This is a genomic window from Streptomyces sp. NPDC039423, from assembly GCF_055598725.1.
In genome coordinates, this window is sequence record NZ_JBVKAH010000007.1 from 366,940 (window position 1) to 386,686 (window position 19,747).

General features: G+C 74.1%; 16 protein-coding genes. 6 read left to right on the plus strand and 10 right to left on the minus strand.

Annotated features, from left to right (window positions below; translation table 11 throughout):
- The first annotated feature begins 453 nt into the window (after window positions 1-453).
- Together ACZ7LK_RS24010 and fxsA are read left to right on the plus strand one after the other, a co-directional pair.
- Window positions 454-1,368 carry a polyprenol monophosphomannose synthase gene (locus tag ACZ7LK_RS24010; RefSeq protein ID WP_471143185.1) on the plus strand — a complete coding sequence of 305 codons (915 nt, stop codon included), beginning with the start codon at window positions 454-456 and terminating at the stop codon, window positions 1,366-1,368.
- 56 nt (window positions 1,369-1,424) lie between these two features.
- Window positions 1,425-2,024, plus strand: coding sequence for an FxsA family membrane protein (gene fxsA / locus ACZ7LK_RS24015; protein WP_471143188.1), 600 nt, complete (start codon window positions 1,425-1,427; stop codon window positions 2,022-2,024).
- A 180-nt stretch (window positions 2,025-2,204) separates the two neighbouring features.
- On the opposite strand, the gene ACZ7LK_RS24020 is transcribed toward fxsA, so the two are convergent.
- From ACZ7LK_RS24020 to yczE, 4 genes are all read right to left on the minus strand, one after another.
- Window positions 2,205-2,579, minus strand: a complete 375-nt coding sequence (locus tag ACZ7LK_RS24020) for an RNA polymerase-binding protein RbpA (protein WP_026278069.1) — start codon at window positions 2,577-2,579, stop codon at window positions 2,205-2,207.
- Window positions 2,580-2,834: 255 nt separating this feature from the next.
- Window positions 2,835-4,193 (minus strand): MFS transporter, encoded by a 1,359-nt coding sequence (locus ACZ7LK_RS24025; protein ID WP_471143191.1) that lies wholly within the window; start codon window positions 4,191-4,193, stop codon window positions 2,835-2,837.
- 47 nt (window positions 4,194-4,240) lie between these two features.
- On the minus strand, window positions 4,241-5,008 hold the full coding sequence (locus tag ACZ7LK_RS24030; RefSeq protein ID WP_471143194.1) for a glycerophosphodiester phosphodiesterase family protein: 768 nt from the start codon (window positions 5,006-5,008) through the stop codon (window positions 4,241-4,243).
- The gene (gene yczE, locus ACZ7LK_RS24035; protein WP_471143197.1) at window positions 5,005-5,685 is read right to left on the minus strand and encodes a membrane protein YczE; all 681 of its coding nucleotides are present in this window, start codon (window positions 5,683-5,685) and stop codon (window positions 5,005-5,007) included. The genes ACZ7LK_RS24030 and yczE overlap by 4 nt, the downstream gene beginning before the upstream one ends.
- Window positions 5,686-5,789: 104 nt before the next feature.
- Between yczE and ACZ7LK_RS24040 the strand changes: the two genes are divergently transcribed.
- Window positions 5,790-7,292: an SCO1417 family PLP biosynthesis transcription factor gene (locus ACZ7LK_RS24040; RefSeq protein ID WP_392276020.1), complete on the plus strand. Its 1,503-nt coding sequence runs from the start codon at window positions 5,790-5,792 to the stop codon at window positions 7,290-7,292.
- 102 nt (window positions 7,293-7,394) lie between these two features.
- On the opposite strand, the gene ACZ7LK_RS24045 is transcribed toward ACZ7LK_RS24040, so the two are convergent.
- Together ACZ7LK_RS24045 and ACZ7LK_RS24050 are read right to left on the minus strand one after the other, a co-directional pair.
- Window positions 7,395-9,347 carry a hypothetical protein gene (locus ACZ7LK_RS24045; protein ID WP_471143200.1) on the minus strand — a complete coding sequence of 651 codons (1,953 nt, stop codon included), beginning with the start codon at window positions 9,345-9,347 and terminating at the stop codon, window positions 7,395-7,397.
- A gap of 43 nt (window positions 9,348-9,390) precedes the next feature.
- Window positions 9,391-9,585: a hypothetical protein gene (locus ACZ7LK_RS24050; protein ID WP_017949565.1), complete on the minus strand. Its 195-nt coding sequence runs from the start codon at window positions 9,583-9,585 to the stop codon at window positions 9,391-9,393.
- A gap of 338 nt (window positions 9,586-9,923) precedes the next feature.
- Between ACZ7LK_RS24050 and ACZ7LK_RS24055 the strand changes: the two genes are divergently transcribed.
- From ACZ7LK_RS24055 to ACZ7LK_RS24065, 3 genes are all read left to right on the plus strand, one after another.
- Window positions 9,924-10,316, plus strand: coding sequence for an ankyrin repeat domain-containing protein (locus ACZ7LK_RS24055; protein WP_392276022.1), 393 nt, complete (start codon window positions 9,924-9,926; stop codon window positions 10,314-10,316).
- Window positions 10,317-10,565: 249 nt separating this feature from the next.
- On the plus strand, window positions 10,566-11,984 hold the full coding sequence (locus ACZ7LK_RS24060; RefSeq protein WP_392276023.1) for a HEAT repeat domain-containing protein: 1,419 nt from the start codon (window positions 10,566-10,568) through the stop codon (window positions 11,982-11,984).
- A 243-nt stretch (window positions 11,985-12,227) separates the two neighbouring features.
- Window positions 12,228-15,857: a hydantoinase B/oxoprolinase family protein gene (locus tag ACZ7LK_RS24065; RefSeq protein WP_471143204.1), complete on the plus strand. Its 3,630-nt coding sequence runs from the start codon at window positions 12,228-12,230 to the stop codon at window positions 15,855-15,857.
- A gap of 73 nt (window positions 15,858-15,930) precedes the next feature.
- On the opposite strand, the gene ACZ7LK_RS24070 is transcribed toward ACZ7LK_RS24065, so the two are convergent.
- From ACZ7LK_RS24070 to ACZ7LK_RS24085, 4 genes are read right to left on the minus strand one after another with little or no spacing between them, the layout of a single operon-like run.
- Complete coding sequence (locus ACZ7LK_RS24070; RefSeq protein WP_471143206.1) at window positions 15,931-16,815, minus strand: 5-oxoprolinase subunit C family protein; 885 nt, start codon at window positions 16,813-16,815, stop codon at window positions 15,931-15,933.
- Entirely contained in the window at window positions 16,812-17,438 is a 627-nt protein-coding gene (locus ACZ7LK_RS24075; RefSeq protein WP_469464837.1) for a 5-oxoprolinase subunit B family protein, read from the minus strand. The genes ACZ7LK_RS24070 and ACZ7LK_RS24075 overlap by 4 nt, the downstream gene beginning before the upstream one ends.
- Window positions 17,435-18,199, minus strand: a complete 765-nt coding sequence (locus tag ACZ7LK_RS24080; RefSeq protein WP_392276027.1) for a LamB/YcsF family protein — start codon at window positions 18,197-18,199, stop codon at window positions 17,435-17,437. The genes ACZ7LK_RS24075 and ACZ7LK_RS24080 overlap by 4 nt, the downstream gene beginning before the upstream one ends.
- Before the next feature lie 21 nt (window positions 18,200-18,220).
- Window positions 18,221-19,516: an MFS transporter gene (locus ACZ7LK_RS24085; protein ID WP_471143262.1), complete on the minus strand. Its 1,296-nt coding sequence runs from the start codon at window positions 19,514-19,516 to the stop codon at window positions 18,221-18,223.
- Window positions 19,517-19,747 lie beyond the last annotated feature (231 nt).

The following is a 19,747-nucleotide window of genomic DNA, read 5'->3' on the forward strand; positions in this document are numbered from 1 at the left end:
GGGGTGGTGCGCCGCACCGGCACACCACCACTGGGAGCCAGGTCCAGCGCCCGCGTGCCGGGGGCGAAGGGAGGCACCCGCCGGCCGGAGGTCCCCCCTGCTCCCCGGAGCCCGGGGAGGTGCGACCCGGGTGGGGCCCGGACGTTCAGTAGACAACGGCTCTCGGTCGACCCGCAGCCAGCGGGCCCCAGGTCGGCCCGAAGGACGTCGGGCCCCCATCCGCGCCCCGCCCGGCGCCCTCCCCACGCCCTCCGGCGCCCTTCCGTGCCGGCTCCGCGCCGCCCGCGGCACCGCCCGCCGCACGGGCCGTCGCGGCCGGTCCGGCCGCTTTGCGCACCGCGCCGCGACGGGCCGCGCCCCGGGCTCGCTATGGTGGTGATCCGTGTACGGACGTAAGGGGCAGCAGTGAACGACGGTGGCCAGAGGCGGTACGGCCCGCTCGGCAGAGCCTTGGTGATCATCCCGACCTACAACGAGGCCGAGAACATCAAGCCGATCGTGTCCCGGGTGCGCGCCGCCGTGCCGGACGTCGACGTCCTGGTCGCCGACGACAACAGCCCGGACGGCACCGGCAAGCTGGCCGACGAACTGGCCGCCGAGGACGCGCACGTCCACGTCCTGCACCGCAAGGGCAAGGAAGGCCTCGGGGCCGCCTACCTGGCGGGCTTCCGCTGGGGCATCGAGCGCGACTACGGCGTCCTCGTCGAGATGGACGCCGACGGCTCCCACCAGCCCGAGGAACTGCCCCGGCTGCTGACGGCCCTCAAGGGCGCCGATCTCGTGCTGGGCTCGCGCTGGGTCCCCGGCGGCCGGGTCGTGAACTGGCCCAAGTCCCGCGAGTTCCTCTCCCGCGGCGGCAGCACCTATTCCCGCCTGCTCCTCGACGTGCCCATCCGGGACGTCACCGGCGGATTCCGGGCTTTCCGCAAGGAGACCCTGGAGGGCCTGGGGCTCGACGAGGTCGCCTCCCAGGGCTACTGCTTCCAGGTCGACCTTGCGCGCCGCGCGGTGGCCGCCGGGTACCACGTCGTCGAGGTGCCCATCACCTTCGTGGAGCGGGAGCTCGGCGACTCCAAGATGAGCCGGGACATCGTCGTCGAGGCGCTGTGGCGGGTCACCGCGTGGGGCGTCGGGTCCCGCGCCGACCGCCTGCTCGGCCGCAAGCCGTCCGGCCCCGCCGCGGCCCCCCGCCCGGCCGCGCCGGCCGGCGGTGCCACCGGCTCCCCGGCCGGTGGCCCGGCGGAGACGGCGGCCTCCGGGAGCGCCGGTTCCGCCGGTTCCGCCGGTTCCGCCGGGACCGACACGACCCGCGGGACCGACGGGGCTCAGGAGGCTCCTGGGGCCGACGGCGCCGCCGGCCGTGCCTGACGGTCACTGATCGTTCCTTTACGCCGTCCCGGCGGGCTCCCGGGCACACTGGGGGCATGACGACCGGCACCACGCCTCCTCCCGCCCGTACGCCGCGCTCACGCGCCCGCACCCTGGCCCCGCTCGGCCTCGCCGCCTGGCTGGTGCTCGAGATCTGGTTGCTGACCCTGGTGGCCGGCGCGGCGGGCGGCCTGACCGTGCTGCTCCTGCTCGTCGCCGGGGGCGTGCTCGGCGGTGCGGTGATCAAGCGGGCGGGGCGGCGGGCGTTCCGTACGCTGACCGAAACGCTCCAGCGGCAACAGGGCGGCGCGCCCGTGTCGGGCGCCGGTGCCGACCGGACCGGCACCGGGAACGGGTTCCTGATGCTCGGCGGGCTGCTGCTGATGCTGCCGGGCCTGATCTCGGACGTGGCCGGTCTGCTGCTGCTGGTTCCGGCCGTGCGGACGATCGCGGGCCGGTACGCGGAGAAGGCCCTGGAGCGGCGGATGCGAGCCGTCGCCGTGCCCGGTTACGGCTCCCTCGGTGACGCCTTCCAGCAGACGCGTACGCACCACGCCGGCGGCAAGGTCGTGCAGGGCGAGGTCATCCGCGACGAGGCGTCCCGGCAGCCGGGCGCCCACGGCGACGACGGGCCCCGCCCGCCGCTGACCCGCTGACCGCCGCCGGGTGTCGCCGTTCGCTGCCGCCGGCCGGACGGGACAACACGTCCTAGGGGCGGGCGGCAGCGCCCGGGACGCGGACGCGCGAACGCCGCGGGGCGGCGGTACACCAGGTGTACCGCCGCCCCGCGGCTGTTGCTCATGACGCCCGCTGTCGCGGACGCTGCTGTTGTGCGCCTACGCGGACTTCCGGCTGTCGCGCGGATGCACGGCGATGTTCATGGCGCCGGAGCGCAGGACCGCCAGCCTTTCGGCCAGCACCTCCTCGAGCTCCTCGCGGGTGCGCCGCTCCATGAGCATGTCCCAGTGCGTACGCGCCGGCTTGCCCTTCTTCTCCTCGGGGCCGTCCCCGTCAACGAGGAGTGCCTGGCTTCCGCAGACCTTGCACTCCCACTCCGGCGGAATTTCCGCCTCGACCGAGAACGGCATCTCGAAACGATGCCCCTTCTCGCATGCGTACTCCACCGCCTGGCGCGGGGCCAGATCGATGCCGCGGTCGGTCTCGTAGCTGGTCACCACGAGGCGCGTGCCGCGAAGAGCTCGCTCACTCATGAATCGTGCCTCCCGGGCTTGTCGCCCACAGGACAGGTGTCGCTGTCGTCGTCATCCGGTCAACGTCCGGTCGGCGGTAAAGATTCCCGTTGCGGGTCATGCGTCGCCCGTCGTGCCGCCCCTTGTTGTACCCACCAGTGCCCGGTTTGTCACATCTGGCAGCAGATGTCACCCAGCGTCTTTGCTTTCAGAGCACGCAGTAACGGTCCGCCTGGCAGGCCAAAGGCGTACACTACCGGCCTTTCACTTCCGCGTCTAAATCCGGTCCGGCACGGGGTTCCCCGCGGCGGCCACCGCCTGCCGTACGGGTACCCGCGCGAGGAGGATGAATCCGAGGACGAAGAAGATCACCAACGAGATGATGGCATCCCGGTAGCTGCCCGAGAGCTGGTAGGCGAGCCCGAACACCAGTGGCCCCAGCCAGCTGAGTCCCCGGTCGCTCATCTCGTACGCCGAGAAGTACTCGGCCTCCTTGCCGCGTGGCACCAGGTGGGAGAAGAGCGAACGCGACAGCGCCTGGCTGCCGCCCAGCACCAGCCCGATCGCCGCCGCCAGGACGTAGAAGAACACCGGCGCCCCCGACGGCAGGAAATAACCGGCCCCCAGGATCAGCGTCCACACGGCCAGCGAACCGAGGATCGTGCGCTTGGCGCCGTACGTGTGCGCCAGCCGCCCCATGCCCAGTGCTCCCACCACGGCCAGCACCTGTACCAGCAGTACGGCCGTGATCAGCGTCGTCTGGTCCAGCCCCAGTTCCTCGGAGCCGTAGACGGAAGCCTGTGAAATCACCGTCTGCACACCGTCGTTGTAGACGAGGTACGCGAGGAGGAAGGAGAGCGTCAGCGGATGCCGGCGCATGTCGCGCAGCGTGGACAGCAACTGCCGCCAGCCCGAACCGACCGCCCCGTCCCCGCCGGCCACCACGGCCCGGTCGCGCAGCCGCCGCAGCGGTACGAGGGTGAAGGCGCCCCACCACAGGCCGGCCGAGGCCAGGCAGATCCGCACCGCCTCCGGCTCCGAGAGCCCGAAGGATGTGTGGCCCGTGTACAGGACCAGGTCCAGGGCGAGCACCAGGGCGCCCGACGTGTAACCGAAGGCCCACCCGCGCGAGGACACGGCGTCGCGCTCGGCGGGCTCCGCGATCTGCGGCAGGTAGGCGTTGTACAGCACCATCGACACCGCGAGTGAGGCGTTCGCCACGATCAGGAGGAAGGCGCCCAGCAGGTAGCGGTCCCCGTCCAGGAAGAACAGGCCCGCCGTGGCGGCCGCCCCCAGGTAGGCGGCGGCCGCCAGGAGCGGCTTCTTGCGGCCCGTACGGTCGGCCGCCGCACCCGCCAGCGGCATCACCAGGACCGCGAGGACCACCGACACCGAGACGGCGTACGGGAAGACGGAGCCCGCGCGGACCGGGATGCCGAGCGGGTGGACGAAACCGTCCGCGTCCGCCGCCGCCCTGGTGACCGACGTCAGGTAGGGGCCGACGAAGACCGTCAGCACACTCGTCGAATAGACGGAGCACGCGAAGTCGTAGAAATACCAGCCGCGTTGCTCCCGCCGGCGGTCGGAGGGCCCGGTCTCACCGGCGGCCCGGTCGTCTGTCGCGGCGTCGCTCATGCCCGCCCCCCTTGTTCGTCCCCGAGACGGGAGACATAGGACAGGCCCTAGACCCAGACACCCCGGTCTGTCAGTACCGTGCGCAACGTCTCCAGATGATCGGTCATGATGCCATCCACCCCGAGGTCCAGCAGAGCGGTCATCCGCACCGGATCGTTCACGGTCCACACGTGCACCTGGAGACCCCGTTCATGGGCGGCCCGCACGAACCGCCGGTCCACCACCCGGATCCCGTTCTGCGTCTCCGGCACCTGGGCCGCGACGGCACCCGCCCGCAGCGCCGCCGGGATTCCGTACGACCGCAGCCGCAGCCCCAGCACGCCCCGCACCCCGTACGAGGTGGCCAGCCGCGGCCCCGCCAGCCGCAGCGCCCTGGCGACCCGCCCCTCGTCGAACGAGCCGACGCACACCCGGTCCCAGGCGCCCGCCTTGCGCACCACCTCGATCAGCGGCTCCAGGGCGGGCTCCGCCTTGACGTCCACGTTCCAGCGGGCGTCCGGGAACTCCTCCAGCAGCTCCTCGAAGAGCGGGAGCGGCTCCTTGCCCGCCACGCGCGCGTGCCGCACGGCGCTCCAGGGCAGGTCCCGGATCCGGCCGTGGGTGTCCGTCACCCGGTCCAGGGTGGCGTCGTGGAACGCCACCAGCCGGCCGTCCGCGGTCGTGTGCACGTCCGTCTCGAAGTAGCGGTAGCCCGTCGCTGCGGCGCGCCGGAAGGCCGCCGCCGTGTTCTCCAGTCCGTCCGCCGCCCCGCCGCGATGGGCGAAGGGTATGGGGGTGGAGGGGTGGTCCAGATAGGGATGGCGTAGGCGAGTCACGGCCGCAGTATGGCCTGCCGGGGCTCCCCGGAGGCGACCACGGTGCTCACCGTGCCGCCGGGGACGGCGAAGACCCGCAGGAAGAACTGTGCCAGCGGGCCGATGGCCAGGGCGTACAGGACCGTACCGATCCCGAGGGAGCCGCCGAGCAGGAACCCGGTCACGACGACGGTGACCTCGATCGTCGTGCGGATCAGCCGGATGGAACGGCCGGTGAGCCGGTGCAGACCCGTCATCAGGCCGTCGCGCGGGCCGGGGCCGAAGCGGGCGGCGATGTAGAGGCCGGTGGCCACCCCGTTGAGGACGATGCCGGCGGTCATCACCGGGATCTGCGCCACCGGCCCGTGGGCGTCCGGGACCAGCCACAGGGCCCCGTCCATGGCGACGCCGATGACCAGCACGTTGGAGACGGTGCCCAGGCCCGGCCGCTGGCGCAGCGGGATCCACAGGAGGAGGACCAGGGCGCCGACGACGGTCAGCACGGCGCCCATCGTCAGGCCGGTGCGTTCGGCGAGCCCCTGGTGCAGGACGTTCCACGGCTCCAGGCCGAGGCCGCTGCGGACCAGCAGGGCCGAACTGACCCCGTACAGGGTGAGGCCGGCGTAGAGCTGGAACAGCCGGCGGGTGAGGTGTGCGGGCGTGGGGCCGGGATCCGGTGAGCCGGATGTCGTCGACATGGGTTGTGCCCCCCGATGTGATGGTGGTGGACTGACTCATGCCACCCTGTGGCAGGGCTTTGGAGGCCAACCAGGTCCAATTCGAGGAAGGTGGACTGAATTCCATGGCTGAGTGGACTTCGGCGGTGGGCCCGGCCCAGCTCGCCCGGCAGCTCAACGCGCAGCAGCCGCGGCCGGCCGGCCCCGGCACCCGCAAGCCCCCCGCCTACCGGGCACTCGCCGACGGCATCCGCCTGCTGGTGCTGGAGGGGCGCGTCCCGGTCGCCGCCCGGCTCCCCGCCGAGCGGGAACTGGCCCTCGCCCTGTCCGTGAGCCGTACGACGGTCGCCGCCGCGTACGAGGCACTGCGCGCCGAGGGGTTCCTGGAGTCCCGTCGCGGGGCCGGGAGCTGGACGGCGGTGCCCGCCGGGAACCCGCTGCCCGCCCGGGGCCTGGAACCGCTCCCGCCGGAGTCGCTCGGTTCCATGATCGACCTGGGCTGCGCCTCGCTGCCCGCCCCCGAGCCGTGGCTGACCCGCGGCTTCCAGGGCGCCCTGGAGGAGCTGCCGCCCTACGCCCACACCCATGGCGACTACCCGGCCGGCCTGCCCGCGCTGCGGCAGATGCTCGCCGACCGGTACACCGAGCGGGGCATCCCGACGATGCCTGAGCAGATCATGGTGACGACCGGCGCCATGGGGGCGATCGACGCCATCTGCCACCTGTTCGCCGGGCGCGGCGAGCGCATCGCCGTCGAGTCACCCTCCTACGCCAACATCCTCCAGCTCATGCGGGAGGCGGGCGCCCGGCTGGTGCCGGTCGCGATGGCCGAGGGCCTGGACGGCTGGGACGTGGCCCGGTGGCGCCAGGTGCTCCGGGACGCCGCCCCGAGGCTCGCCTACGTGGTGGCGGACTTCCACAACCCGACCGGGGCCCTGGCGGACGAGGACCGGCGGCGCGCTCTGGTCGACGCCTCCCGCTCGGCCGGGACGGTGCTCGTGGTCGACGAGACCATGACGGAGCTGCACCTGGAGGAGGGGCTCGACATGCCCCGGCCCGTGTGCGCCTTCGACCCGGCCGGGAGCACGGTGCTCACCGTCGGATCGGCCAGCAAGGCCTTCTGGGCGGGCATGCGCATCGGGTGGGTACGGGCGGCGCCCGACGTGATCCGCGCGCTGGTCGCCGCCCGCGCGTACGCCGACCTGGGTACCCCCGTACTGGAGCAGCTCGGCGTCAACTGGCTGATGCGGACCGGCGGCTGGGAGGAGGCGGTCGCCCTGCGCCGCGCCCAGGCGCGGGAGAACCGCGACGCGCTGGTCGCCGCCGTACGCCGGGAGCTGCCCGACTGGGAGTTCGAGGTGCCGCGCGGGGGTCTGACCCTCTGGGTCCGCACCGGTGGGCTGTCCGGCTCCCGGCTGGCCGAGGTGGGCGAGCGGGTGGGCGTACGGGTGCCCTCCGGTCCCCGCTTCGGCGTGGACGGCGCCTTCGAGGGGTACGTCCGGCTCCCGTTCACCGTCGCCGGTCCGGTCGCGGACGAGGCGGCGGTACGCCTCGCGGCGGCGGCCCGGCTGGTGAGGGCGGGCGCGAGCGCCGGTTCGGGCGACTCGCCGAGGACGTTCGTGGCCTGAGCGGGGTGGGACGGCCGGAGGGGTGCGGCGCTCGACGGGACCGGCGCCCCCGCCGGCCGGGCCGTGGGTGCGGGGGTGCTGGGTGTGGGTCCCGGTGCCGGGTCAGCCGCCGGTGGGGGCGGTCCGCGGGCCGCCGGGCAGCGGGTCCGGTACGGCGGGCGGTCCGGCCGCCGGCGGCGTGGCCGGGGCCGCGGTGAGGGGCGGGGAGGCCTGGGGCGGCGCGGGCTGGGGGGCCTGGGGGAGGGGCCCGGGCGCCTGCGGTGCCGGCGGGGCGGTTCCGGGCGCGGCGTGGAGGGCGTCGGTGAGGACCGGCGGTACGGACTGGAGCGCCTGGGGTACGGGCTGGACGGCCCGCGGCACCGGCTGGACGTCCTGCGGTACCGGCTGGAGCGGTGCCTGGTCGGTGACCGGCGCGGCGGCCCGTGGCTCGGCCTCCGGGGGGCCGGCCCCGACGGGGTCCGCCATCCGGGGAGCCGCCTTCGGGGGGCCGGCCGGCATGGGGGGCGCGGCCGGTGCCGGGGCGGGCTGGCGCGGCGGGAGGAGGTCCAGGACGGCCTGCCGGTGCGTCTCCGTCGTGGCGTCGTCGTACGGGTCCGGCGTCGCGGGGACCTGGAGCCGGAGAACCGGTCCCGTACCGAGCCGGGCGTAGCCCCGCCCCGGCGGCACGTGCGGGGTCGGCGTGGTGTGCGGAGTGGCGTCCAGGACGCAGCGCACCTGCTCGGCGGAGGCGGGTCCGAGCACGACCCGGGCACGGGTGTGGGCCCAGACGGGTTCGCCGAGCGTGTCCAGGCAGTCGAACTGCTCCGCCACGACCACCGTCACATGGGCCGCCCGGCCGTGCCGCAGGGGGACCTGGAGCAGCGACTGGGGGTCCGTCCGGCCGTCCGCGGCCGCCAGGTGGCCGAGCACGCTCGGCCGGTCCAGCAGGATCCACAGCGGCCGTCTGGTGTCCTCGGGCGCCGGGTGACCGGCCTGGCGCGCCCGGTTGGCAGCGATCAGCCGCCGCTCCGTCTCGTGCGCCGCCCATTCCAGGCTGGCCAGCGCGCCGGACAGTCCGCACTCGACGGCCAGGACGCCCTCGCGCCCGACGAGGCAGGCGTACTCGCCGGTTCCGGCGCCCTCGACGACGAGCACGTCTCCGTGCTGGAGCGCCTGGAGCGCGACGGACCGCAGCAGGGTGGTGGTGCCGCTGCCCGGCTGCCCGACGGCCAGCAGGTGCGGCTCGGTGGAGCGGGGACCCGTGCGCCACACCACGGGCGGCGCGTCCCGGGTCTCGTCACCGTCCAGCACGGGCACGGTCCGCTGGACGGCGTCGGGGTCGGTGAACCCGAGCACGGTCTCGCCCGGGACGGTGACGAAGCGCTGGGCGGCCACTGTCGTGGAGAGCGCGGGGAGCACCCGCATGAGGAGCTGGTTGCCCTCTTCGTCCCAGTCGAAGAGGTACTCCCGGCCCCGGCCGGACTTGGCGAACAGCAGTTGCTCGATCCGCGCGCGGGACTCGGCCTCGCCGTCCGTGAAGTAGGCGGGGTAGGTGATCCGCAGCCGGGTGGGCCGCCCGTCACCGTCGAACTCGGCGTCGCCGAAGGCCTTCGACCAGTCGCCGCCGTGGGCGAACAGCGGGCTCGGGTCCTCGGGGACGGAGAAGTACGGCACCAGGGCCTCGTACAGCGCCCGGAGCCGTTCCGTCTCGGCCTCGTCGGGACCCGTCCTGACGACCGGGCGCTCGCGCCCCTGCCACGCCGCCGCGCCCATGACCGAGACGAGGGCCAGCAGCGGCCCGTACGGGACGAGCGCGACGGCCATGACGCAGGCCGCGACCACGAACAGCGCGGGACCGCGCCGTTCCCTGGGCGTCGCGGCCCACTTGGCGCGACCGGCCCCCACCAGCTTCCGCAGACCACGACTGATCGTGATCAGTGGATGGAGGACGTCCGTGGCGCCGTCGGCGGCCGTTCGGGCGATCTCCCGGCCGCGGGCGATCCGGGCGGTGGCGCCGCTCGGCATGCTCGGGAGGCTCGGGAGGTGCGGGATGCGCGGAAGGGGGCGCCGTGCCACGTCGTACTCCTGGTCCTGGGGTCGTGGAAGGGGCCGCGGGGCGTCAGAACTTGATCCCGCCCAGCAGGCTGGCCAGGCTCGCGCCGCCCGCCGTGATGCTGGGTGCGATCGCGGTGCCCGCGAGGTAGAAGCCGAAGAGCGCGCAGACCAGGGCGTGGGAGGCCTTGAGCCCGTCCTTCTTGAAGAAGAGGAAGACGATGATGCCGAGCAGTACCACGCCTGAGATGGACAGGATCATGAGGGGATCTCCTGGGTGAGGGGACAGTCACCTTCAGTTCTTCCAGCCTCACAGAAAGTATCTATGTGATAAAAGGTGCAAATGGGTGAAATTATGTGCTTTTCACTTGACTGGCGGACGGAATGCCCGGGTTGTGACCCCTTCGCTCCGCTGCTCATCCCTTGCCAATGCCGGACCGGGTCATGTCCGCGCCCGGGCAGTACCCTGTCGGTTCACTCGTACGGCGCTCCCGCCGTGCGTACCGGTCCGACCGGGTCCATGCAGGTCAACGCGGCTGTCGTAGCCGCACGCGTCCATGGCGGCATGACGCGTCAACGAGGTGAGAGGCGGTACGTCCGATGAGTGAAACCCCGGACCCCGAGGTGATCGAGCTGGCGTCCAAGGTCTTCGATCTGGCACGGCAGGGCGACGCCGAGGCGCTCGCCGCCTACGTCGACGCGGGCGTGCCCGCGAACCTCACCAACGACAAGGGCGACTCCCTGGTCATGCTCGCGGCCTACCACGGCCACGAGGCCGCGGTGGCCGCCCTGCTGGAGCGCGGCGCCGACCCCGACCGAGTCAACGACCGGGGCCAGACGCCGATCGCCGGCGCCGTCTTCAAGGGCGAGGACACCATCGTCCGTGCCCTCCTCGCCGCGGGCGCCGATCCGGAAGCAGGAACTCCGTCCGCCGTGGATACCGCCAGGATGTTTGGGAAGGCACACCTCCTGGAGCTGTTCGGCTCCCGGTGAACGGGTGCTGAACGCCAGGTGAGAGCGGTGCCGTAAATGTGGTCGCGGTGGCGAAATGGCTGGGTCATCATGACGTCGGGCCCGTACGGGGCCACCGACGAGAGGCAGAGGAAGATGGTCAACACCAAGCGGAAGACGACGGGCGGCTCCACATGTTGCTGCGCGGCCTAGGTCATCACCGTTCCCCGGTCACCCCGGGATCCCCGGTGTCCTCCGGGTGCGTCGACAGCTTGATGTGAGGCATTTTCCATGTTCGATCCAGTCATAGCGCCGAGCGGTACGCTGCTCGGCCTGCTGCAGAGGGGTCGCGGCGACGGCACGCTGCACGCGTTGGCCGCGCCACGGGCGGAAGCCCTCGCGGCCCTCAACCACTGTGTTCTCCACGACCCGCGCAAGGACTGGCAGGTCGAGAACCGCTCCCTCTACTACGCACGGCTCTACCTGGATCTGCACGGCGGGCTCGACGAGATCGAGGCCCACCTGTTCGGTGCCGAGGACCACCTCGACACCGAGGAGGCCCGCACCGGGCTCCCGCTGGCCGTCCTGGGCCACCTCGCCGCGTACGGCCGCGGGGACGCCCTGGTACTGCTGCGCCGGTACGCGGCGACCGGGGCCAACTGGTCCTGGGCGCTCGACGAGCTGGCCCTGCGCGACGACGACGCCGGGCTGCGCGGTCTCGCCGGCCCGATCCTCGCCAGGTTCCCGGCCACCCCCGAGGGCGACGCCGAGCTCGCCACCGCCGTGCGCGACGCCTTCGAGCCGCGCCCGTGGCGGCTGTGGGCCGAGGACCCCCGAGAAGCGGTCGGCGCCCGCGTCCGGGCCGCCCGGGAACAGGGCTCCTTCGACCGCTGGCAGCGCCAGATGCGCCCCACGGGGCCCCGGCCCGGCTGGAGCGTCCAGGCGGTCTTCGAGTGGGCCCAGGAGGGCCTGGAGCGCGGCTCCGTGCTCCATGTGCCCGCCGCCCGCTGCCTGACCGCCGTCGCCGGCCCCGGCGACCGGCCGCTGATCCTCGAAGCGGCCCGCGCCGGCCAGGACGGCGCCCGCTGCGCCGCCCTGCACTACCTCGCCGAAGCGCGGGACCCCGCCGTGCTCGACCTCATCGAGGCCGCGGCCGCCAGTGACTCCCGTACCGTCGCCGAAGCCGCCGTCGCGGCGTTCGAGCGCATGTGCGGCGACGCGGCCGTCGACCGGGCCCGGGGCTGGGTGCACCGGCCCGACCCGCTCGGCGCCTCCGCGGCCGGGGTGCTCGCCTGCCGGGGCGACGCCCGGGACGCCACGCTCGTCCTCGGGGCGCTGCGCGAGGCGGTACGGGCCGACGGCCCCGACGCCCCCTCGCTCTACGCGCTCGTCGACGGCACGGGCAGGCTGGGCGTCGCCTGCGCCGCGCCCGTACTGCGCCACATCTACCGCGAGACCGCCTCCTCCCAGCTACGCGGGCGCACCGCACGCGCCCTGGCCGCCACGGACCCCTCCTTCGCGACCGGCTTCGCCGTCGAGTGCCTGTGGGACTGCGAGGAGACGACGAGGGAGATCGCCGCCCTGCACGCCGAGACCGGTGACGTACGCGTGGCCGAACGGCTGCGCCGGCTCGCCGCCGATCCCGCCGAGGAGGACGAGGTCCAGGACGCCGTCCGCAGCCGCATCGGCCCCGACCTCCCCAAGGTCTGACCCGCCCGGCCGCTCGCCCGGCGCGCCGGCCGGGCGAGCGAGCCGAAGGGGCGCCGGCGGGGCGAGTGAGCCGAAGGGGCGCCGGCGGTGCCGAAAGGGAGAACGCGCGGAGGTTCCGAGGAACGAGGAACCGAGCACGATCGACCGTCGGCGCCGACTGAAGGCGCCCCGGAGGCGAACCGAGCCTTCAAAAGAGGGGGGCGCCCAGGAGGCGGACCGAGCCGTCCGAGAGAAAATGGGGGGATGGCAGGGCGCTGGGAGTTCTGGATCGACCGGGGCGGCACCTTCACCGACGTCGTCGCCCGGCGGCCCGACGGTCGCCTGGTCACCCGCAAGCTGCTCTCCCACGACCCCGCCCGGTACCGGGACGCCGCCGTCGCCGGCATCCGGCTCCTCCTGGGGCTCGCTCCGGACGAGCCCGTACCGGCCGACCGGATCGCCTCGGTGAAGATGGGCACCACCGTCGCCACCAACGCCCTCCTGGAGCGGCGCGGGGAGCCGACCGTGCTGGTCGTCACCGAGGGCTTCCGTGACGCGCTGCGCATCGCCTACCAGAACCGGCCCCGGATCTTCGACCGGCGCATCCTGTTGCCCGAGGCGGTGTACGACCGGGTCGTCGAGGTTCCCGAACGCGTCGACGCCCGCGGAACCGTCGTCCGGCCGCTCGACCTGCCCGCCGTCACCGGCCGGCTGGCAGCCGCCCACGGTGACGGCTTCCGCAGCGCCGCGATCGTCCTCATGCACGGCTACCGCCACCCCGAGCACGAGCTGCGCGTCGCCGAGGCGGCCCGCGAGGCCGGATTCACCCAGGTCAGCTGTTCGCACGAGGTCAGTCCGCTGATCAAACTGGTGCCGCGCGGCGACACCACGGTCGTCGACGCGTACCTCTCCCCGATCCTGCGGCGGTACGTCGACGAGGTCGCGGGCGAACTCGCCGGCGTCAGGCTGATGTTCATGCAGTCCAACGGCGGGCTGCGCGAGGCCGCCCACTTCCGCGGCAAGGACGCCGTGCTGTCCGGCCCGGCGGGCGGGGTCGTCGGCATGGCCCGCACGTCGGAGCAGGCGGGGTACGGGCGGGTGATCGGCTTCGACATGGGCGGCACGTCCACCGACGTGTCGCACTACGCGGGCGCGTTCGAACGGGAGCTGGGCACCCAGGTGGCGGGGGTGCGGATGCGGGCCCCGATGATGAACATCCACACCGTCGCGGCGGGCGGCGGCTCGGTCCTCCACTTCGACGGGCAGCGCTACCGCGTGGGCCCCGACTCCGCCGGGGCGGACCCGGGGCCCGCCTGCTACCGGCGCGGCGGACCGCTGACCGTGACCGACGCCAACGTGATGCTCGGCCGCGTCCAGCCGGACCACTTCCCGGCCGTCTTCGGCCCCCGGGGCGACCAGCCGCTCGACCCGGACGTCGTCCGCGACCGCTTCACCGCCCTCGCGGAGGAGGTGCGGCGGCACACCGGAACCGCCCCCACCCCGGAGGAAGTGGCGGCCGGGTTCCTGGAGATCGCCGTCCTCAACATGGCGAACGCCGTCAAGAAGATCTCCGTGCAGCGCGGCCACGACATCACCCGCTACGCCCTGACCAGCTTCGGCGGCGCCGGCGGCCAGCACGCGTGCGCGGTCGCCGACGCCCTCGGGGTCGACACCGTCCTGGTGCCGCCCCTGGCCGGGGTCCTCTCCGCGTACGGCATCGGGCTCGCCGACGCCACCGCGATGCGCGAACGGTCCGTCGAGGCGGAACTGGACGGCGACGCCGTGCACGCGCGCGTGCGGGACCTCTGCGACCGGCTCGCCGCGCGCACCGCCGAGGAACTGCGGGCCGACGGGCTGCCCGGCGGCGCGATCAGCACCCACGCGCGCGTACTGCTCCGTTACGCCGGAACGGACGCCGGCCTGGCCGTACCGTTCGGCCCGGCCGAGGCCATGGCGGAGGCGTTCACGGCGGCGCACCGGGCGCGGTACGGCTTCATCATGGACAAGCCCCTGGTGGTGGAGGCCGTGTCGGTCGAGGCGGTGGGCCGGGCCGGCGCCCACGGCCCGGCCACGCCGGAACGGCCCGCCCGGCGGGGCGCGCCACGGCCGCGTGCGACGGTGGCGATGTTCACCGGCGGCAAGTGCACGGACACCCCGCTGTACCGGAGGGAGGACCTCCGCCCGGGCGACGGCGTGCCGGGACCGGCCCTCGTCGCCGAGGCCGACGCCACGACGGTCGTGGACGACGGATGGCGGGCCGTCGCGGCGGACACCGGCCACCTGTTGCTGACCCGGGCCCGCCCCCGGCCGCGCCGCAGCGCCGTCGGCACCGAGGTCGACCCGGTCCTCCTGGAGGTGTTCAACAACCTCTTCATGGCGATCGCCGAACAGATGGGCGTGCGGCTGGAGAACACCGCCCACTCGGTCAACATCAAGGAACGGCTCGACTTCTCCTGCGCCCTGTTCGACGCGGACGGCAACCTGATCGCGAACGCGCCCCACATCCCCGTCCACCTCGGCTCCATGGGGGAGTCCATCAAGGAGGTGTTGCGCCGCAACCGGGGGACCATGCACCCCGGAGACGTGTACGCCATCAACGACCCGTACCACGGGGGCACGCACCTGCCCGACGTGACGGTCGTGACGCCCGTCTTCGGACCGTCCGGCGGACTCCGCTTCCTCGTCGCCTCCCGCGGGCACCACGCCGAGATCGGCGGGATCACGCCCGGCTCCATGCCGGCCTTCAGCCGCAGCATCCACGAGGAGGGCGTCCTCTTCGACAACTGGCTCCTGGTACGGGACGGGAAGCTGCGCGAGGCCGAGACGAGGAGGCTGCTCACCGACGCCCCGTACCCCTCCCGGGACCCGGACACCAACCTCGCCGACCTGCGGGCCCAGATCGCCGCCAACGAGAAGGGCATCGAGGAACTGGACCGCATGGTGGAGCAGTTCGGCCTGGACGTCGTCCACGCCTACATGCGGCACGTACGGCACAACGCCGAGGAGTCGGTGCGCCGGATCGTCGCCACCCTCGAGAACGGCTCCTACCGCTACGAGACGGACGGCGGGGCGGTCATCCAGGTGGCCGTCCGCGTCGACCGCGAGCACCGCGCTGCCGTCCTGGACTTCAGCGGCACGTCACCGCAGCAGCCGGGGAACACCAACGCGCCGACGGCCGTGGTCATGGCGGCCGTGCTGTACGTGTTCCGCACGCTCGTCGACGACGACATCCCCCTCAACAGCGGCTGCCTGGAGCCGCTGGACGTGCGGGTGCCGGCCGGCTCGATGCTCGCCCCCGTCCACCCGGCGGCGACGGTCGCGGGCAACGTCGAGACCTCGCAGGCGGTGACCGGCGCCCTCTACGCCGCGCTGGGGGTCCAGGCCGAGGGCTCGGGGACCATGAACAACGTGACCTTCGGCAACGACCGGGTGCAGTACTACGAGACGGTGGCGAGCGGTTCGGGCGCCGGGGACGGCTTCGACGGCGCGGACGCCGTCCAGACCCACATGACCAACTCGCGGCTCACCGACCCCGAGGTCCTGGAGTGGCGCTACCCGGTCCGGGTGGAGGCCTTCGGGGTGCGGGAGGGCAGCGGGGGCCGAGGCCGCCGGCGGGGCGGTGACGGCGTGGTCCGGCGCATCCGGTTCCTGGAGCCCATGACGGTGGCGCTCCTGACCGGGCACCGGAGGGTCCCCCCGTACGGGATGGCGGGCGGCGCTCCGGGCGCGCTCGGCGAGAACGCGGTGGAGCGGGCGGACGGCACCGGACGCCGGCTGGCGGGGGTGGACGTGGTGGACGTCGAGCCGGGGGACGTCCTGGTCGTCGCCACCCCCGGGGGCGGCGGGTACGGCCCCCCGGCCGGCCCGCCGGACCCGCCGGCCGCCACCCCGTGACCCCGGATCCGCCGGCCGCCACCCCGTGACCCCGGTCCGGTTCCCCGGGCCCGGCCCGGTCCCCGGGCGCCGGTCACGGGCCGGTGGGCACGAACCGGACGGTCGTCCCGGGCACGGCCTGGGCGGCCGCCGCCAGGTCCCGCTCCCGGACGACGGCCACCACCGGGTAGCCGCCCGTCGTGGGATGGTCCGCGAGGAACACCACCGGGCGCCCGTCCGGGGGCACCTGGACGGCGCCCAGGACCATGCCCTCGCTCGGCAGCTCACCCGCCACCGCACGCTCCAGGGGCGGTCCTTCGGTGCGCAGCCCGATGCGGTTGCTCGCGGGCGACACCCGGTACGCGTGCGTGGCGAAGGTGCTGAGCGCCCGCCGGGTGAACCAGTCGTCGCGCGGGCCGAGCCGGACGCCCAGCACCAGTTCCCGGGGCGGCCCCGGCCAGGGCACGACGCCGGGCGCCGGCGCGGGCGGAGCCCCGGGCGCGGACGACGGGGCCGGGCCCAGCGGCAGCACGGCACCGTCGCGCAGCGGGGCCGGGCCGAGCCCCGAGAGCAGGTCCGTGGACCGGCTGCCGAGCACCGGGTCGGGGGCGACGCCCCCGGCGAACGCCACGTAGCAGCGCAGGCCGCGCACCGCCGTGCCCACCTCCAGGACGGCGCCCGCCGGGACGCGCACGGCGGTGCCCCAGCCGGCCGGGCGCCCGTCGACCGTGACGGGGCATGGCGCCCCGCCCACCGCGACGGTCACGGCACAGCGGGGCCGCACCGCGCAGCCGTCGACGGTGGTCTCCAGCACGGCCGCGTCCGCCGGGTTGCCGACCAGCCGGTTGACGAGGCCGCTCGCGTACGGATCGAGGGCACCCGAACGCGGAACGCCCAGGTGGGCGTGGCCGGGACGCCCCAGGTCCTGCACGGTGGTCAGCGCCCCGGCCCGTACGACGGCGAAGGCCCGGTCGGTCATCGGCCCCCCACGTCCCGCGGCACGAAGCGGACCCGGGTGCCCGGCGACAGCAGCGCCGCGGGCTCCCGGGCCGGGTCCCACAGCACGGTGTCGGTCGTCCCGATGAGCTGCCAGCCGCCGGGCGACGCGCGCGGGTACACCCCCGTGTACGGGCCGGCCAACGCCACCGAGCCGGCCGGGACGGCGGTGCGCGGGGTGGCCCGCCTGGGCACCTCGTACACCGCCGGCAGCCCCGTGAGGTACCCGAACCCCGGGGCGAACCCGCAGAACGCCACCCGGAACTCGGCCGCCGCGTGGATCCGGGCCGCCTCGCCGGGCGGCACACCCCACAGGGCCGCCACGTCCGCCAGGTCGGGCCCGTCGTACCGGACAGGTATCTCGACGACCGGTTCCACGCGCGCGTGCGTCGGGCCGGTCTCCCAGCCGGCGACCAGGGCGGCGAGCCGCCCGGGATCCGCCACCCCGTCCAGCAGCACCGTCCGCGCCGCCGGGACGATCTCCGTCACGGCGGGGAGCGCGCCGGCCGCCCGGCGGCGCAGCAGCTCGGCGTGGAAGGCCTCGGCCTCCTCGCCGCTGTCGAGCTCGACCAGCAGGGCCCGCTCGCCGACCGGGAGGGTCCTCATACGAAGGCCTCCACGCGCACGCCCGAGGACTCCAGCTCGGCCCGGACCCGGCGGGCCAGGCCCACCGCCCCCGGAGTGTCGCCGTGCAGGCACAGCGACCGGGCGCGAACCGGTACCGGGCGTCCGCACCGGGAGGTGACCACACCGAACCGGGCCATGGACACCGACCGTTCCACGACGGCCGCCGGGTCGGTGACGACGGCGCCGTCCTCGGTCCGCGGCACCAGGGTGCCGGCCGCGGTGTAGGCGCGGTCGGCGAACGCCTCGGCGACGACCGGCAGTCCGGCCTTCTCCGCCACCTCGTGCACGCGTGAGCCGGGCAGGCCCAGGAGCGGGAGCCGCTCGCCGGTCAGCAGCACGCCGTCGACCACCGCCTGCGCCTGGCCCTCGTCGTGGACGACGCGGTTGTACAGCGCCCCGTGCGGTTTCACGTACGACACCCGCGCACCGGCCGCCCGGGCGAACACCTGCAAGGCGCCGATCTGGTAGGCCACTTCGGCGGCCAGCTCGTCGTACGGCACGTCCATGGAGCGCCGTCCGAAGCCGGCCAGGTCGCGGTAGGAGACCTGGGCGCCGATCCGCACCCCGCGCTCGGCGGCCAGCGCGCAGACGCGCCGCATGGTGGCCGCGTCTCCGGCGTGGAAGCCGCAGGCCACGTTGGCGCTGGTGACGACCGACAGGAGCTGTTCGTCGTCGGTCAGCCGCCAGCGGCCGAAGCCCTCCCCGAGGTCGGCGTTGAGGTCGATCGATGCCCAGGTCATGGTGGTGACTCCGTCCCCGTGTCAGACGAGCTCGCGCCCGCGCGTCTCGGGCAGGCCGAGCAGGGCGAGCACGGCGATGCCGTACCCGACCGCGCCGAAGACCAGCGCTCCTCCCACGCCCCAGCTCTCGGCGAGGAAGCCGACCAGGGTGGGGAAGAACGCGCCGACCGCCCGTCCGGTGTTGTACGTGAAGCCCTGGCCCGTGCCGCGCACCGCCGTCGGGTAGAGCTCGGCGAGGAACGAGCCGAAGCCGCTGAAGATGGCCGACATGCAGAAGCCGAGGGGGAAGCCCAGGACGAGGACGAGACCGTTCGCCCCGGAGGGGATGTTCGTGTAGGCGAGGATGCACACCGCCGAGAGGAACGCGAAGACGACGATGTTGCGCTTCCGCCCCAGCCGGTCGGTGAGGTAACCACCCGTCAGGTACCCGAGGAACGCGCCGGATATCAGGAACGCCAGGTAGCCGCCCGTACCGACGACGGTCAGCCCGCGGTCGCTCTTGAGGTACGTCGGTACCCAGGTGGCCAGCGTGTAGTAGCCGCCCTGGACGCCGGTGGAGAGCAGCGTCGCGCACACCGTCGTCCGCAGCAGACCCGGCCGGAAGACGGCCGTGAAGGAGCCGCGCTCGGCGCTCGACGCGCGTACCGCGGCGGCGTCCGGCGCGTCCTCGACGTTCCGGCGCACCCAGATCACCAGCAGGGCGGGCAGGGCGCCCGTCCAGAACATCACGCGCCAGGCGGTGTCCGGGTCGGCGAAGTGGAAGACCAGCGTGTAGACGACGACCGCGAGGGCCCAGCCCGCCGCCCAGGCGCTCTGGACGCCGCCGAGGGTCCGGCCGCGGTGCTTGGCGGAGGCGTACTCGGCCACCAGGATCGCCCCGACCGCCCACTCGCCGCCGAATCCGACGCCCTGGAGGGCGCGGAAGACGAGCAGCGTCTCGTAGTTGGGCGCGAAGCCGCACAGGACGGTGAACAGCGCGTAGGTGATCACCGTGATCATCAGCGCCCGCACCCGGCCGATCCGGTCGGCGAGGATCCCGGCGAGGACGCCGCCGACTGCCGACACGACCAGCGTGACGGTGGTGAGCAGGCCGGTCCGGCCGCTGCTCAGACCGAAGTAGGCGGAGATCGCCACCATGCTCAGCGGCAGCGTGAAGAAGTCGTAGGAGTCCAGGGCGTAGCCACCGAACGCGCCGCCGAAGGCGCGGCGGCCGCGCGGCCCGAGGGCGCGCAGCCAGGCGAACGCGCCGTCGTCGGGCTGTTCGCCCTTGGTCGTCGGGGTCGTCGGGGTCGTCGGAGTCGTCCGGGGCGTACTCATCTGCACCTCGTAGCTGGGGGAGGCGTGCCGGAGCGGTACGGGGTCGAGCGGGAGCGGTGCGGTGTCCCCAAGGTAGGGATCGTTGAACGATCCGACAAGAGGTTCGTCCCCTCGTTCTCGCACCTCGCCCTTCCTTCTACGATGAGGGGGGCACGCGCCGCCGACGGGTGAGGCGGACGGGACGCACAAAGACGAACAAGTCGTGCGAGTCGGATGAGACGGATGAGAAGA

What these genes read in the sequence shown, in the direction of transcription:
- ACZ7LK_RS24055 (WP_392276022.1), top strand. Translation starts at nt 9,924, where the DNA reads ATGAGTGAAACCCCGGACCCCGAGGTGATCGAGCTGGCGTCCAAGGTC.
- ACZ7LK_RS24040 (WP_392276020.1), top strand. Translation starts at nt 5,790, where the DNA reads ATGGCTGAGTGGACTTCGGCGGTGGGCCCGGCCCAGCTCGCCCGGCAG.
- ACZ7LK_RS24020 (WP_026278069.1), bottom strand. Translation starts at nt 2,579, where the DNA reads ATGAGTGAGCGAGCTCTTCGCGGCACGCGCCTCGTGGTGACCAGCTAC.
- fxsA (WP_471143188.1), top strand. Translation starts at nt 1,425, where the DNA reads ATGACGACCGGCACCACGCCTCCTCCCGCCCGTACGCCGCGCTCACGC.
- ACZ7LK_RS24050 (WP_017949565.1), bottom strand. Translation starts at nt 9,585, where the DNA reads ATGATCCTGTCCATCTCAGGCGTGGTACTGCTCGGCATCATCGTCTTC.
- ACZ7LK_RS24070 (WP_471143206.1), bottom strand. Translation starts at nt 16,815, where the DNA reads ATGACCGACCGGGCCTTCGCCGTCGTACGGGCCGGGGCGCTGACCACC.
- ACZ7LK_RS24065 (WP_471143204.1), top strand. Translation starts at nt 12,228, where the DNA reads ATGGCAGGGCGCTGGGAGTTCTGGATCGACCGGGGCGGCACCTTCACC.
- ACZ7LK_RS24085 (WP_471143262.1), bottom strand. Translation starts at nt 19,516, where the DNA reads ATGAGTACGCCCCGGACGACTCCGACGACCCCGACGACCCCGACGACC.
- ACZ7LK_RS24075 (WP_469464837.1), bottom strand. Translation starts at nt 17,438, where the DNA reads ATGAGGACCCTCCCGGTCGGCGAGCGGGCCCTGCTGGTCGAGCTCGAC.
- ACZ7LK_RS24025 (WP_471143191.1), bottom strand. Translation starts at nt 4,193, where the DNA reads ATGAGCGACGCCGCGACAGACGACCGGGCCGCCGGTGAGACCGGGCCC.
- ACZ7LK_RS24060 (WP_392276023.1), top strand. Translation starts at nt 10,566, where the DNA reads ATGTTCGATCCAGTCATAGCGCCGAGCGGTACGCTGCTCGGCCTGCTG.
- ACZ7LK_RS24080 (WP_392276027.1), bottom strand. Translation starts at nt 18,199, where the DNA reads ATGACCTGGGCATCGATCGACCTCAACGCCGACCTCGGGGAGGGCTTC.
- yczE (WP_471143197.1), bottom strand. Translation starts at nt 5,685, where the DNA reads ATGTCGACGACATCCGGCTCACCGGATCCCGGCCCCACGCCCGCACAC.